At 68.0% G+C, this 14,777-nt stretch carries 8 protein-coding genes and 2 rRNA genes; 3 read left to right on the top strand and 7 right to left on the bottom strand.

Going from position 1 to position 14,777, the window contains the following annotated elements; all coding sequences use genetic code 11:
- Positions 1 to 6 precede the first annotated feature (6 nt).
- The gene (locus tag ACMCNK_RS29985) at positions 7 to 1,623 is read right to left on the bottom strand and encodes a methyl-accepting chemotaxis protein (protein ID WP_412739690.1); all 1,617 of its coding nucleotides are present in this window, start codon (positions 1,621 to 1,623) and stop codon (positions 7 to 9) included.
- A 240-nt stretch (positions 1,624 to 1,863) separates the two neighbouring features.
- Between ACMCNK_RS29985 and ACMCNK_RS29980 the strand changes: the two genes are divergently transcribed.
- Positions 1,864 to 2,874, top strand: a complete 1,011-nt coding sequence (locus tag ACMCNK_RS29980) for an ArsR/SmtB family transcription factor (RefSeq protein WP_412739689.1) — start codon at positions 1,864 to 1,866, stop codon at positions 2,872 to 2,874.
- 82 nt (positions 2,875 to 2,956) lie between these two features.
- Here the strand turns inward: ACMCNK_RS29980 and ndk are convergent, their stop codons facing one another.
- Entirely contained in the window at positions 2,957 to 3,376 is a 420-nt protein-coding gene (ndk, locus tag ACMCNK_RS29975; RefSeq protein ID WP_412739688.1) for a nucleoside-diphosphate kinase, read from the bottom strand.
- 160 nt (positions 3,377 to 3,536) lie between these two features.
- On the opposite strand from ndk, the gene ACMCNK_RS29970 reads away from it, so the two are divergent.
- A complete protein-coding gene (locus tag ACMCNK_RS29970) occupies positions 3,537 to 5,171 on the top strand; it encodes a VOC family protein (protein ID WP_412739687.1) in 1,635 nt (544 codons plus the stop codon).
- A 23-nt stretch (positions 5,172 to 5,194) separates the two neighbouring features.
- Here ACMCNK_RS29970 and ACMCNK_RS29965 read toward each other — a convergent pair whose 3' ends face one another.
- The 3 genes from ACMCNK_RS29965 to ACMCNK_RS29955 all read right to left on the bottom strand — a co-directional run bounded on the left by ACMCNK_RS29965 (position 5,195) and on the right by ACMCNK_RS29955 (position 9,719).
- Positions 5,195 to 5,584 carry a DUF4233 domain-containing protein gene (locus ACMCNK_RS29965; protein ID WP_412739686.1) on the bottom strand — a complete coding sequence of 130 codons (390 nt, stop codon included), beginning with the start codon at positions 5,582 to 5,584 and terminating at the stop codon, positions 5,195 to 5,197.
- Positions 5,581 to 6,906 (bottom strand): bifunctional folylpolyglutamate synthase/dihydrofolate synthase, encoded by a 1,326-nt coding sequence (locus tag ACMCNK_RS29960; RefSeq protein WP_412739685.1) that lies wholly within the window; start codon positions 6,904 to 6,906, stop codon positions 5,581 to 5,583. Before ACMCNK_RS29960 ends, ACMCNK_RS29965 begins: the two co-directional genes overlap by 4 nt.
- Before the next feature lie 173 nt (positions 6,907 to 7,079).
- On the bottom strand, positions 7,080 to 9,719 hold the full coding sequence (locus ACMCNK_RS29955) for a valine--tRNA ligase (RefSeq protein WP_412739684.1): 2,640 nt from the start codon (positions 9,717 to 9,719) through the stop codon (positions 7,080 to 7,082).
- Positions 9,720 to 9,923: 204 nt separating this feature from the next.
- Between ACMCNK_RS29955 and ACMCNK_RS29950 the strand changes: the two genes are divergently transcribed.
- Complete coding sequence (locus tag ACMCNK_RS29950; protein WP_412739683.1) at positions 9,924 to 10,838, top strand: hypothetical protein; 915 nt, start codon at positions 9,924 to 9,926, stop codon at positions 10,836 to 10,838.
- 577 nt (positions 10,839 to 11,415) lie between these two features.
- Here ACMCNK_RS29950 and rrf read toward each other — a convergent pair.
- Both rrf and ACMCNK_RS29940 read right to left on the bottom strand, forming a co-directional pair.
- Positions 11,416 to 11,532: ribosomal RNA gene (rrf, locus tag ACMCNK_RS29945) — 5S ribosomal RNA — on the bottom strand.
- 131 nt (positions 11,533 to 11,663) lie between these two features.
- Positions 11,664 to 14,772, bottom strand: a 23S ribosomal RNA gene (locus ACMCNK_RS29940).
- Positions 14,773 to 14,777 lie beyond the last annotated feature (5 nt).

Below are 14,777 nucleotides of genomic sequence, written 5' to 3'. Positions count from 1 at the left end.
CCGCGCTCAGTAGCCGAACGAGGAGACCAGTTCGTCCAGTTCGCGGGCGGTGGCGCCCAGGTCGCGGGCGGATTCCCGGGTGGCGTCGGCGTCGCGGGTGGTGGCGGCCGCGATGTCCGCGACCCCGCCCACACCGTGGGCGATCTGCTGCGAACCGGCGGAGACCTCCGAGACGTTGCGGTTGATCTCCGCGGTGGTGGCGGACTGCTCCTCCACGGCTGCCGCAATGGTGCTCTGCAGCTCGGAGATCTGCTTGACCACGCCGGAGATCTGCCCGATGGACGCGGCCGCCCGTTCGGTGGTCTGCTGGATCGCGTCGATCTTGGCGATGATGTCCTCGGACGCGCGGGCCGTCTCCTGCGACAGGTCCTTGACCTCGCTGGCCACCACCGCGAAGCCCTTGCCGGCGTCGCCTGCGCGGGCCGCCTCGATGGTCGCGTTCAGCGCCAGCAGGTTGGTCTGCTCCGCGATCGCGGTGATGGTCTTGACGATCTGGCCGATCTCGATGCTGGCCTGGATCAGTTCGCGCACCGCGGAAGAGGTCTCCTGAGCGGTGTTCACCGCTTCGCCGGCCACCGAGGCCGCGGCCTCGGTGCTGCGCGCGATCTCGTTGATCGAGGCGTTCATCTCCTCGGCCGCAGACGCCATGCCCGCCACGTTGTCGGACACCTCCCCGGCCGCGCCCGCCACCACGTTGGCCTGCAGGCTGGTGTCCGCGGCCTGCTCCTGCATCCGGTCGGACACCTCGGCCAGGGCCCGCGAGGACGACGCCACCGCGGACGCCCGCGCGCCGACGCTGGCCAGCGTCTCCCGCATGGCCGCGGTGGCCTCGTTGAACGCTCCGGCCATGACGGTGAGCTCGTCGTGGCCCTCGACCGGGAGCTTGCCGGTGAGATCGCGCCGAGCCAGCGTACGCAGGGCATCCGCGACCGCGGCGACCGGCTTGACGACGCTGCTGGTGATGGCCAGACCCATCAGTACGGTCAGCACGACCGCCAGGCCTGCGCCCACGAACAGCAGCATCCGCAGCCGCTGCGCGGCGACACGGGCCTGGTGCTGCGCCGCGTCGGCACGCACGTGCACGGAGTCGATCAGCTGAAGGGTGTTGTCCATGATCGCGTAGTACGAGTCGTACCCGTTGCCGAGGATCAGCATGTTGGCGAGCTTCATCGACTCGGGGGAGTCCTGCCGGAACAGGTCGACGACCTGGTCGTCGTACTTCTTGTAGTCGGCGAAGCTGGCTTTGATCGCCCCGAGGAGTTTCTGCTCGGCCGGGGTCAGGTTGCCGACCGGCACCGCCTTCAGATCCGCGTCGGCGCTCTTCAGGACGTCCAGGAAGATCTTGCGGTTGGACGACTCCGGATCTGTGGCCGCCTTGCCGCCGAGAAACGGCACGTCCCAGGCGTAGGCGAGCTGGCGTCCGCTGACGTCCGCGGCGCGGAACTTGAGCTGCATGACGTCACGGGTCAGCACCTGCAGCCGCGCCACCTCGTCGGTGACCGCCGCCTGACGGCCCGACTCGGACACCCCGACAAAGGTCATCGCCGAGATCAGCAGGCAGAACGCACCGAACGCGAGGAGCAGCCGTGAGCGCAGCCGCACTCGCCGCAGAATTCGCACCATGGGTCGTCCTTCCACACAACATCGTGTCGCACGTCACCCCAGGATTCGGCGGACGCCAAGCTCACTTGAGGTTGCTCACAGTCAGTCTTTTCTCAAGACATGGCGCACGCAGTGTGGCAATTGGTGCCCGATTGGTCACTCTACGTCCGCCTTGGGCAGGGCGCCGGTTGCGGACCGCTACCGAGCCCCGGCCACCTCCGCAGAGCGTGCCCACGTGACCGCCCGGCCTAGGATCCCGTCGTGATCCGCATCGAACTCGATGAGCAGACGCTCGCCCGTACCCGGATCGCGATCAGCCCGCTCGCCGAACTCACCGTCGGGCTGTTCCTGCTGCGGCGCCCCGCCGACGAGGTCCCCTGGCCGTACGGGCCGTGGGCGGCGCGCGCCCGCCAGGTCCTGCGCACCAATCCGGCGACCGCCCCGGTGCACGTGTACCTGCAGTTCGACGACGCCGCCCCCGATCTGTTCGCGCCCGTGCCGACCGGGTCGATCCCGACCATCACCGAACAGCTCGACCGGCTGCGCGCCACCCCGGCCGAGGTGGTCGAGGAGCAGTTCGCGAAGCACTACCCGGGCGGCGAACCGGTGTCCCTGCGCCCGTTCCGCACCAACCGGCACGCCGCGTTCGGGCGGCTCGCCGACGGGCTGGCGGCCTACTGGGACGCGGCGATCGCGCCGTACTGGCCGGCGATGCGGGCCGCGCTGGAGGAGGAGGTGCTGCTGCGTTCCCGGGTACTGGCCGCGGACGGCCCGGGCGCCGTGCTGTCACAGCTGCACGAGCTCATCCGCTGGGAACCGCCGGTGTTGACGCTGATGAAGTCGACGGAACACCGCCTGCGGGTGGTCGACCAGCGGCTGCTCCTGGTGCCACTGATCTTCTCCCGGGGGACGCTGATGTGCTCCAGCGACCACCCCGACGTGTTCATGGTGACGTACCAGTCGCGCGGCGCCGCGGTGCTCGCCGACGGCCCGGCACGGCCCGCCCCCGCCGACCACGATCCCCTGGCCATCCTGCTCGGCCGGGGCCGCGCGGCGGTCCTGCGGGCCTTGACCGTCCCGGTCACCACGACCGGCCTCGCCGCCACGCTCGGGCTGGCACCCAGCACGGTGTCGCAGCACCTGGCCGCGCTGCAGGAGGCCGGGGTCGTACGCCGCCGCCGGGTGGGCCGGCGCGTCCTCTACGGGCTGGAGCCCGCGGGCCGAGCCCTGCTCGGGCTGCTCGATGCGAACATCACCGAATTCGTTTCCTGACCCGGCAGCGACTCACCGCCGGGACCTCGCCCTGCTGTGAGCGGCGCCACTGTCGCATTGTTGGCAGGTGCCCGCCGGTCGTTCAGAGGTGCGGGAACCAGAGCGCCAGCTCCCGCTTGGCACTGTCGGGCGAGTCGGACGCGTGCACCAGGTTCTCCCGGTTCGACAGCGACAGGTCACCGCGCAGCGTCCCCGCCGCGGCCTTGCGCCCGTCCGTGGCGCCGATCATCGCGCGCACGACGTCGATCGCCCCGTCACCGCTGATGACGAGCGCGACCAGCGATCCACCGGTCATGAACTCCTTCAGCGGCGGGTAGAACGCCTTGTCCACGTGCTCGGCGTAGTGCTGGTCGGCCAGCTCCCCGTCCATGGTGCGCAGCACCATCTCCTCGATCACGAGCCCCTTGCGCTCGAAGCGGCCGATGATCTCGCCGACGAGGCCGCGACGCACCGCGTCGGGCTTGATGAGCACGAGCGAGCGCTCGGCAGCGCTGGTGGACACAGGTTCCTCCTGGTCGGGACGGGACGAGGCGCCGGATCCCGGCACCGGCCTGTCAGCCTATCGGTACCGGCGGCGGGGCGAGCGGCTACCGCCCACAACGCCGACTTTCCCGATAGCGTCGCGGCGGCCTAGCCTTGCGGTAATACTCGGGAGGTCCACAGTGGCGAACCAGAACGGCCGCCCCATCGCGCCGGCCCGCAAGCTGCTGGCCGCGGTGCTCGGCACCATCGCCGTCTTCGTCATGCTGTTCGGGTTGGGCCTGTCGAGCTGGTCGATCGTCGCCCTCGGGGCCGCGCTGCTGGCGCTCGCGATCGCCCTCGCCATGGTCAATGTCGTGCGCCGCGGGGCCCGGGCTTGGATCAGCGGCACCGCCCAGGTCAAGGCCATCTCCGACCCGCCGTCCTCCTCCGTGTACGGCCGGGCCGAGTTGCAGGTCGTCGTCGTCGCCCCCGGCCTGCCGGTCTCCGAGGTGATCATCCGGGATCCCCGCGTCCCGGTCGACCGGTGGCCCGTCCCGGGTGACACGCTGCCCGTGACCGTGGATGTCGACGACATGCGCCGGGTGCGCATCACGTGGGACGAGGCACCCTCGCGGGCAAGCGCCGAGGTGCTCGACCATCATTCGCCCGCCTACGACCCGGTCGGCGACCCCACCGATCTGCCCGACGACCTGCTCGGGGAGAACGAGCCGCCGCCCTGGACCCTCCGCGAGCGTTCCTGGAGCCGCAACCTCGACGAATCGCCTCCCGCTCCCCGCACCGGCGAGCAGGCCGAGGCACCCCTCGGCTCCGTGGTGGTGCGCGAGGCACCCGGCGCCACGGTCCTGGAGGGCCAGTTCGTCGCCCGCGACGACCACCCCGGCCCGCTGCCGCAGCGGGCCCGCCCGGCACCCGCGGCGGACACCGATCCCCCCGCGCCGGCGCCGGACACCGATCCGCCCGCACCCGACCCCATCGACAGCCCGCCCCCGCCCCCGGCCGCGACGGCCGGGCCCAGCGGCCCGGCCGGGCCGCGGCCCAGCGGCTCACGTCCCAGCCCACGGCCCCGCGCCGCGACCGCGACGTTGGACCCCGATCCAGGTACGGACGCCCCCGCCCCGGACGCAGCGCCCACCACCGCCGCGACACCACAGTCCCCCGCGCCGCCGCCAGGCCCGCGCGTATCCCCCGAAGGCGGCACGCCGGACCGGGACCACGACATCGACATCGCACTCGACGCCACCACCCTCCAGCCGGATCCGGACGCGACGTCCGGGCCCGACCCGGACTTCGGCACCGAGCAGCCCACGACCCCGCAGGACGGGGCGCAGCCCGATCCGCAGCCCGCCGGGCGTCCCTGGACGGATCTCGACGGCGGCTACGAGCCGGACGAACGCGCCGACGAGCTGATCACGGCGTATCCCAGCGCCCGCCCCGGCCCCGCCGCCGCCATCCACGGCGTCGGCATCACGGTCCTGGTCACCGACCTGGCCCGCTCGGTCGCGTTCTACCGGGACGTACTCGGCTTCTTCGAGATCGACAGCGGGGCGGGCAGCGCCGTGCTCGCCTCCGGCGACACCCGGCTCGTGCTGCGCACCGTCCATGACCTGTCCAGCGCCGGAGGGCGGCTCGTCCACGTCAATCTCGAGGTCGGCGACATCGACGCCGTGTACGCGGAACTGAAACGCAAAGGCGTCCCGTTCGTGCACGCACCCCGCCCGGTCAACCGCGGCGACCGGCTGGAGCTGTGGGCGGCCTCGTTCCACGACCCGGACGAGCACAACATCGCGATCACCCAGTGGCGGGCGATCGACTGAGGCTCGGCCGGTTCTGCCACGGCTCAGCCCAGGATGGTACGCCGCACGTGCGTCGCGTACGCCCAGGCCGCGCCGAAGATGAGCCCGAGCACCGCCAGTGACCAGTGCAGCAGCCCGCACGCGAGCAGCAGCACCTGAATCGCGGTACCGGCGTGCCACGCCCACCGGCGGCGCATGCTGCCCGCAACCACCACGCACGCAACCGCGAGCAGGACGACCGCGCCGACACCCCAGCCGCTCAAGTGGCCGCCCAGCACGCGGATCGGCTGGATGGCCAGCAGCAGCACGATCGCCTCCAGCACGAGCGTGCCCGCGCCGAGCCCCCGTACGGCCGCGCCAGGGTTCCGCAACCCCGACGGCCGTGGCGCGCCCCCCGGAGCAGCGTCCTCACCGGACGGTGGTGCAGCGCTCACCGCTTCAGCAGCTTCCGCGCGTCGGCGACCGTCACGATCGAACCGGTGATGAGCACACCGACCCCGCTCAGCTCACCTTCCAGGTCGGCCTCGGCCAGCACCACGGCCTCCTCGATGGCATCGGGCATGCTCTGCGCGGTCGTCACCCGTTCCTCGCCGAACACATTCGCGGCGTACCGGGCCAGCTCCTCGACCGGCATGGCGCGCGCCGAACTGTTGCGGGTGACCACGATCCGGTCGGCGACCGGTTCCAGCAGATCCAGCAACCCGGACACGTCCTTGTCGCTGAGGACCGCCACCACGACGACGAGCCGGCGGAACGAGAACTCCTCGTCCAGCGCGCTGACCGTGGCGGCCATGCCGTGCGGGTTGTGCGCCCCGTCGAGCAGGATCGTCGGGGCGCTGCGCACCCGTTCGAGGCGGCCCGGCGAGTCGACCGATGCGAACCCCTCCCGAACCAGATCGGGCTCCAACTGCTTGTGCGCCCCCGCCCCGAGAAACGCCTCCACGGCGGCCAGCGCGACCGCCGCGTTCTGCGCCTGGTGCGCGCCGTGCAACGGCAGGAACACGTCGTCGTACACGCCGCCCAGCCCCTGCAGGCTGAGCACCTGGCCGCCGACCGCGACGCTGCGCCTCATGACCCCGAACTCGGCACCCTCACGGGCGATCGTGGCACCGACCTCGGCGCAGCGTTCCAGCAGCGGGCGCATGGCCTCCTCGGTCTGCGCCGCGCTGACGACCGTGGCACCGGCGTGGATGATCCCGGCCTTCGCCCAGGCGATCTCCTCGATGGTGTCGCCGAGCCACTCCGTGTGGTCCAACCCGATCGGCGTGATGACGCAGACGCCGGCCTCGATGACGTTGGTGGCGTCCTCGGCACCGCCCAGCCCCACCTCGACGACCGCGATGTCGACCGGGGCGTCCGCGAACGCCGCGTACGCCATCGCCGTGGTCATGTCGAAGTAGGTCAACGGCTCGGCCACCCGCGCGTCGATGAGCGCAGCCAGCGGCGCGACCTCCTCGTACGTGGCGACCAGCCGCTCCTCGGACACCGGCGCACCGTCCAGGCTGATCCGCTCCCGCACGGTCTCCAGGTGCGGGCTGGTGTACCGGCCGGTGTGCAGGCCGTGCGCCCGCAGCAACGCATCGATCATCCGCGCCGTACTGGTCTTGCCGTTCGTGCCGGTGAGGTGGATCGCCGGGTACGCCCGCTGCGGACTGCCCAGCACGTCCATCAGGTCACGGATCTTCTGCAGGTCGAAGTCCATCCGGGTGAAACCGCGCTGCTCCAACGCGTCCGCGACCTCGTCGTACCGGCTCATGCGCCGCCTTCCCCTCGCATGCGCTCGCGGCCCTCGCTGCGCTCGGTGCACTCGCTCATGCAGTGCCTACCCCTCGCATGCGCTCGCGGCCCTCGCTGCGCTCGGTGCACTCGCTCATGCAGTGCCTGCCCCTCGCATGCGCTCGCGGCCCTCGCTGCGCTCGGTGCACTCGCTCATGCGGCAGGCAGGGCGGTCAGGGCCGCGGCGATCCGGGCCAGGTCGGCCTCGGCAGCGGCCAGGCGGTCCTTGATCTTCGCGACCACCTGCTCGGGGGCCTTACCGACGAACGCCTCGTTCCCCAGCTTGGCCCGGCACTGGGCGGCTTCCTTCTCCGCGGCCGCACGGTCCTTCTCCAGCCGGGCGCGCTCGGCCGCGACGTCGATCGTGCCGCGGGTGTCCAGGTCGACCGTGACCCCACCGGTGACCGCGAGCGTCGCGGTGGCCGCGAAGTCCGCGCCCGGGCTGTCCAGCCGAGCCAGCGAACGGATCAGCGACTCGTGCACGTCGATGCCGACGTTGCCCAGCCCGGTCAGCGCGGCGGTGACCCGCTGCCCCGGCCGCAGCCCCTGATCCGAGCGGAACCGCCGGACCTCCGTGACCACCTTCTGCAACGCGGCCAGCTCCTCCTCCGCGGCGTCGTCGATCCGGGTACGGTCGACCACCGGCCACGCGGCCCGCATGACGGTGTCGCCGCCCGTAAGCACGGTCCACAGCTCCTCGGTGACGAACGGGATCACCGGGTGCAACAGCCTCAGCAACTGGTCGAGGACGTGCCCGAGCACCCGCCGGGTCCGCTCACCGTCGGCATCGCCGGCCGCGAGCACCGGCTTGCTCAGCTCCACGTACCAGTCGCACACGTCGTCCCACGCGAAGTGATACAGCGTGTCGCATACCTTCGCGAACTCGTACGCCGCGAACTGCTCGTCGACCTCCGCCGTGACGTGCTGCAGCCGGGACAGGATCCACCGGTCGATCGTGGACAGTTCCCCGGTCGGCGGCAGCTCACCGGCCACGGTGGCGCCGTTCATCAGCGCAAACCTGGTCGCATTCCACAGCTTGTTGCAGAAGTTGCGCGACCCTTGACACCACTCTTCACTGATCGGTACGTCCGAACCAGGGTTGGCGCCCCGGGCCAGGGTGAACCGTGTCGCGTCCGCCCCGTAGCGGTCGATCCAGTCGAGCGGGTCGACCACGTTGCCGAACGACTTGGACATCTTCTTCCCGTGCCCGTCGCGCACCATGCCGTGCAACGCGACCACGTCGAACGGCTGCCGGCCGTCCATCGCGTACAGCCCGAACATCATCATCCGGGCGACCCAGAAGAACAGGATGTCGTACCCGGTGACCAGCACGCTGGTCGGGTAGAACGTCGCCAGCTCGGCAGTCTGCTCCGGCCAGCCCATGGTGGAGAACGGCCACAGCGCCGAGGAGAACCACGTGTCCAGGACGTCCTCGTCCTGGCGCCAGCCCGCACCCGAGGGCGGCTGCTCGTCCGGCCCGACGCAGACGACCTCGCCGTCCGGGCCGTACCAGACCGGGATCCGGTGTCCCCACCACAGCTGGCGGGAGATGCACCAGTCGTGCATGTTGTCGACCCATGCGAAGTACCGCTTCGCCAGCTCGACCGGCTCGATCTTCACCCGCCCGTCGCGCACCGCATCGCCCGCGGCCTTGGCCAGCGGCCCGGTGTTCACGAACCACTGCAGCGACAGCCGCGGCTCGACCGTCGTCTTGCACCGCGAGCAGTGCCCCACCGAGTGCACGTACGGCCGCTTCTCCGCGACGATGCGGCCCTCCTCGCGCAGGGCTGCCACGATCGCGGGACGAGCCTCGTACCGGTCCAGCCCCTCGAACGGACCCGGCACCGTCACCACGGCCCGTTCGTCCATGATGGTCAGACTGGGCAGATTGTGCCGTTGACCGATCTCGAAGTCGTTCGGGTCGTGCGCCGGGGTCACCTTCACGGCGCCCGTGCCGAAGGCCGGGTCGACGTGGTGGTCGGCCACGATCGGGATGCGCCGCCCGGTCAGCGGCAACTCCACCTCGGTACCGATGAGGTGCTTGTACCGGTCGTCGTCGGGGTGCACCGCCACCGCGGTGTCGCCGAGCATCGTCTCGGCCCGCGTGGTCGCCACCACGATGGCGTCGTCCCCGTCGCCGTACCGGATCGACACCAGCTCGCCGTCGTCGTCGGTGTGCTCCACCTCGATGTCACTGAGCGCGGTCAGGCAGCGCGGACACCAGTTGATGATCCGCTCGGCGCGATAGATCAGCTCGTCGTCGAACAACCGCTTGAAGATCGTCTGTACGGCCCGCGACAGCCCCTCGTCCATCGTGAAACGCTCGCGTGTCCAGTCGACCGAATCGCCCAGCCGGCGCATCTGTCCCAGGATCGCCCCACCGGACTCGGCCTTCCACTGCCAGACCCGCTCCACGAACTCCTCGCGGCCCAGGTCGTGGCGGGACAACTGCTGTGTGGCCAGTTGCCGCTCGACGACGTTCTGGGTAGCGATGCCGGCATGGTCCATGCCGGGCAGCCACAGCACCTCGTACCCCTGCATCCGCTTGAGCCGCGACAGGGTGTCCTGGATCGTGTGGTCCAAGGCGTGGCCGACGTGCAGGGAACCGGTCACGTTCGGTGGCGGAATGACGATCGAGAACGGCGGTTTGTCACTCGCCGGATCCGCCGCGAAGTAACCGCCCGATACCCACCGCTCGTACCGCCGCTGCTCTACGTCACCCGGCTGGTACTGGGCCGACAGCCCACCGGTCGGACGGCTGTCAGGGGTACGGTCCTGCGCTGCATCGGTCACCCGACAATTCTACGGACGGCGCCCTGGGCCGCTGCGCTCGCACCGCCTCGCCCGGGTGACAGTTGCTACGCTCGCGCAATGCCCGAACGCGACCCCCCACTCACCCCAGGTACGCCGCTCCCGGCCGCCCTCGGGCTCGGTGCGGGCGCTGCGTCCCGCACCGCCGACGGTTCGACGACCGCCGGGACGGTTCCTGCCGTACCGGTGGACCCAGCGTCGCCGCCCGACGACCGTTCCGCATCCAACGGGAAGGGCACCGACAAGGGCCGCCCAGCCGAGCCGGGCGGCCTCACGCCAGCCAGCGGCAACGGCACCGGCAAGAGCGGCCCAGTCGACCTCGGCGCTGCCACGCCCTCCAGCGGCAACGGCACTGACAGAAGCCCAGTCGAGCTGGGCGCTGTCACACCACCGGCCGACGAGCGCACAGCGCGCGGCGACAAAGCCACCGAGGAGAATCGCCCCATCGAGTTGGGCGCCGTCGCGCCGGCGGCCGGGGGCCCGGACAGCGAGGCCGCTGCAGACGGAACGGAGTCCCTCCGCCCCGGCGAAGCGGCCATCAAGTCAGGCTCTCGTGCCCGCCGCATCGCACTGGCCGTCCTGCTGGCGGCAGGCGTCACCGGCATTGCGGCCGCCGGTGTGACCGGCTGGCGAATTGTCGCGCAGAAGGACGCCACGGTCAGCGCCCCCGCTCAGGTGGCGGGGCTGCGCCTGGACGACAGCGAGAACGGCCGGAGCACGGCCGACTATCTGCAGACCGCGCTGGCGGCCGAGATCGACCTGGACCACGCCGTCGCGGCGGCGTACGCCGACTCCAGCGGGCACGACATTCTTTTCGCTGGTGGCACCGGTTTGATCTGGCGGCCCGGGGACGACCTGGACGCAGCCATCGCGATGGTCTCGGACGCCCAAGGCGCCGTGACGCACGTGCATGAGGTCCCCGCCGGCCCGCTCGGCGGCACGGTGAAATGCGGCAAGACCGCCACAGACGGCGGCGACATGGCCGTATGCGGTTGGGCGGATCACGGCAGCGTGGCGCTGGCGTTGTTCCCGAACCGATCCGAGGACGACGCCGCGGGCCTGATTCTCACCATTCGCCAGGCGGCCCAAAAGCGCGACTGACCTCGGCAGAATTAGTACGGCGGAATGCCTGGTGGCAAACCGGAGAAATACGGACCGGGGAGCGGACCGCTTCGGCCGACCAGGGCAGCGTTGCGGCGGGCACGCGGGTCCGCATGGCACGCGACAGCACCAGGGCGCCCGACGGCCCGGCTTCCCAGGGTCAGCCGCGAGCAACGGCTGTGGCCGAGGCAGCGTTTTCAGTTCGCGGCTGGTGTGTCACCGCAGCGTCTTCGTTCCGCGGTTCGTAGCCGCCGCAGCGTTGCCGTTCCGGGACTGGCCTTCGGCCGAGGGCAGCGTTTGCCGTTCCGGGGGCGGGTGTGCGGTTGCAGCGGTTGGGTTCCACTGCGGGGTAGTCGGCTGCGGTTTCGGGGCTGGTCTGGGCCGGGGGCAGCCGTTTGCCGTTCTGGGGGCTGGTGTGCCGGGGGCAGCGGTTTTCCGTTGCGCGGTGTGTTGCCTGCGTGGTGTTGCCGTCCGGGGGCTGGTGTGGGCCGGGGAGGACTTTTTGTGGTGGTGGGGGTGGCTGGGCATAGCAGTGAGGGCCGTCCCGGGTTCGGGACGGCCCTCACTTGTGGTTTGAGTCCGGCGGCGTCCTACTCTCCCACACCCTCCCGGGTGCAGTACCATCGGCGCTGGAGGGCTTAGCTTCCGGGTTCGGAATGAGACCGGGCGTTTCCCCTCCGCTATGACCACCGGCACAATGTGCCAGCCAACCACACCATTGTTTCCCCTGCACCGTTTGCCACCATGTTGTGGTGGTGGTGTTGGGGGGGTGGTTGTTTGCTGAGAGATCACACAGTGGACGCGTTGAGCACCAAATTTATGGTTGTGGTTAAGCCCTCGGCCTATTAGTACCGGTCGACTGAACCAGTTACCTGGCTTACATCTCCGGCCTATCAACCCAGTCGTCTAGCTGGGGGCCTTACCCACTCGAAGGTGGTGGGATACCTCATCTCGAAGCAGGCTTCCCGCTTAGATGCTTTCAGCGGTTATCCCTTCCGAACGTAGCTAACCAGCCGTGCCCCTGGCGGGACAACTGGCACACCAGAGGTTCGTCCGTCCCGGTCCTCTCGTACTAGGGACAGCCCTTCTCAAGTATCCAACGCGCACGGCGGATAGGGACCGAACTGTCTCACGACGTTCTAAACCCAGCTCGCGTACCGCTTTAATGGGCGAACAGCCCAACCCTTGGGACCTGCTACAGCCCCAGGATGCGACGAGCCGACATCGAGGTGCCAAACCATCCCGTCGATATGGACTCTTGGGGAAGATCAGCCTGTTATCCCCGGGGTACCTTTTATCCGTTGAGCGACACCGCTTCCACACGCAAGTGCCGGATCACTAGTCCCGACTTTCGTCCCTGCTCGACCTGTCAGTCTCACAGTCAAGCTCCCTTGTGCACTTACACTCAACACCTGATTGCCAACCAGGCTGAGGGAACCTTTGGGCGCCTCCGTTACCTTTTAGGAGGCAACCGCCCCAGTTAAACTACCCACCAGACACTGTCCCTCGACCCGATCAGGGCCGCAAGTTAGATACCCAAATCCAACAGAGTGGTATTTCAAGATTGCCTCCACCCGAACTGGCGTCCGAGCTTCACCGGCTCCCACCTATCCTACACAATTGCATTCGGATACCAATGTCAAGCTATAGTAAAGGTCCCGGGGTCTTTCCGTCCTGCCGCGCGTAACGAGCATCTTTACTCGTACTGCAATTTCGCCGGGCCTGTGGTTGAGACAGTGGGGAAGTCGTTACGCCATTCGTGCAGGTCGGAACTTACCCGACAAGGAATTTCGCTACCTTAGGATGGTTATAGTTACCACCGCCGTTTACTGGCGCTTAAGTTCTCCGCTTCGCCCCGAAGAGCTAACAGGTCCCCTTAACGTTCCAGCACCGGGCAGGCGTCAGTCCATATACATCGTCTTACGACTTGGCATGGACCTGTGTTTTTAGTAAACAGTCGCTTCCCCCTGCTCTCTGCGGCCATACCACGCTCCACCCGCAAGGGGCTTCACGCGTCCGGCCCCCCTTCTCCCTAAGTTACGGGGGCAATTTGCCGAGTTCCTTAACCACAGTTCGCCCGTCGCCTCGGTATTCTCTACCTGACCACCTGTGTCGGTTTGGGGTACGGGCCGCTCGGAACATCGCTAGAGGCTTTTCTCGGCAGCATAGGATCACTGACTTCACCTGAATCGGCTCGGCATCACGTCTCAGCCACATGTGCCACGGATTTGCCTATGGCACGGCCTACACGCTTACCCCGGCACAACCACCGGCCGGGATCAGCTACCTTCCTGCGTCACCCCATCGCTCAACTACTACCCACCAGGATCCCAGCCTCCCCCACCTCACCCCGAAGGGATCAGCAGGATCGGGTGGTTAGCACAGTGAGGTTCATCGCTGGCGCTCCTACGCGGGTACGGGAATATCAACCCGTTATCCATCGACTACGCCTCTCGGCCTCGCCTTAGGCCCCGACTCACCCAGGGCGGATTAGCCTGGCCCTGGAACCCTTGGTCATCCGGCGGAAGGGTTTCTCACCCTTCATTCGCTACTCATGCCTGCATTCTCACTCGTATGGCGTCCACACCTGGGTCACCCCGGCGCTTCACCCGCCATACGACGCTCCCCTACCCACCCACACACCTGCACGAAAGGATCAAGTCCTTCCGCGAAGTTCATGTGTGAGTGCCACAGCTTCGGCGGTGTGCTTGAGCCCCGCTACATTGTCGGCGCGGAACCACTTGACCAGTGAGCTATTACGCACTCTTTAAAGGGTGGCTGCTTCTAAGCCAACCTCCTGGTTGTCTATGCGACCCCACATCCTTTTCCACTTAGCACACGCTTAGGGGCCTTAGCTGGTGATCTGGGCTGTTTCCCTCTCGACTACGAAGCTTATCCCCCGCAGTCTCACTGCCGCGCTCTCACTTACCGGCATTCGGAGTTTGGCTGATTTCGGTAAGCTTGTAGGCCCCCTAGACCATCCAGTGCTCTACCTCCGGCAAGAAACACGCGACGCTGCACCTAAATGCATTTCGGGGAGAACCAGCTATCACGGAGTTTGATTGGCCTTTCACCCCTAACCACAGGTCATCCCCCAACTTTTCAACGTTGGTGGGTTCGGTCCTCCACGCAGTCTTACCCACGCTTCAACCTGCCCATGGCTAGATCACCCCGCTTCGGGTCTAGGACACGCGACTCAACGCCCTATTCAGACTCGCTTTCGCTACGGCTACCCCACCCGGGTTAACCTCGCCACATGCCACTAACTCGCAGGCTCATTCTTCAAAAGGCACGCCATCACCCCGAAAGGCTCTGACGGATTGTAGGCGAACGGTTTCAGGTACTATTTCACTCCCCTCCCGGGGTACTTTTCACCATTCCCTCACGGTACTAGTCCGCTATCGGTCACCAGGAAGTATTCAGCCTTACCAGGTGGTCCTGGCAGATTCACGGCAGATTACAGGGGTCCGCCGCTACTCGGGACACTCGCCAAAGAGGTCGAAGATTTTCGTCTACCGGGCTCTCACCGTCTACGGCCGACTTTCCCACGTCGTTCGACTAACCCACGACTTTGTAACTCTCCGGGAGACTGTCAGATCTCCCCCACGAATCCCACAACCCCGGCAACGCAACCCCTGACAGGTATCACACGCCACCGGTTTAGGCTACATCCGCTTTCGCTCGCCACTACTCACGGAATCACTGTTGTTTTCTCTTCCTACGGGTACTGAGATGTTTCACTTCCCCGCGTTCCCCCCACCACCCTATGAATTCAGATGATGGTGACACGACATGACTCGTGCCAGGTTTCCCCATTCGGACACCCTGGGATCACAGCTAGGTTGACAGCTCCCCCAGGCCTATCGCGGCCTCCCACGTCCTTCATCGGCTCCTGGTGCCAAGGCATCCACCGTTCGCCCTTGACAACTTAACCACAGA

The sequence above is a fragment of the Krasilnikovia sp. MM14-A1259 genome (assembly GCF_047159535.1).
Classification (GTDB): Bacteria; Actinomycetota; Actinomycetes; order Mycobacteriales; family Micromonosporaceae; genus Actinoplanes.
This window is presented reverse-complemented; position numbering and strand designations above follow the sequence as displayed.

Coding starts and splice junctions, on each gene's coding strand:
- ACMCNK_RS29985 (WP_412739690.1), bottom strand. CDS start 1,623: ATGGTGCGAATTCTGCGGCGAGTGCGGCTGCGCTCACGGCTGCTCCTC.
- ACMCNK_RS29960 (WP_412739685.1), bottom strand. CDS start 6,906: ATGAGCCGGTACGACGAGGTCGCGGACGCGTTGGAGCAGCGCGGTTTC.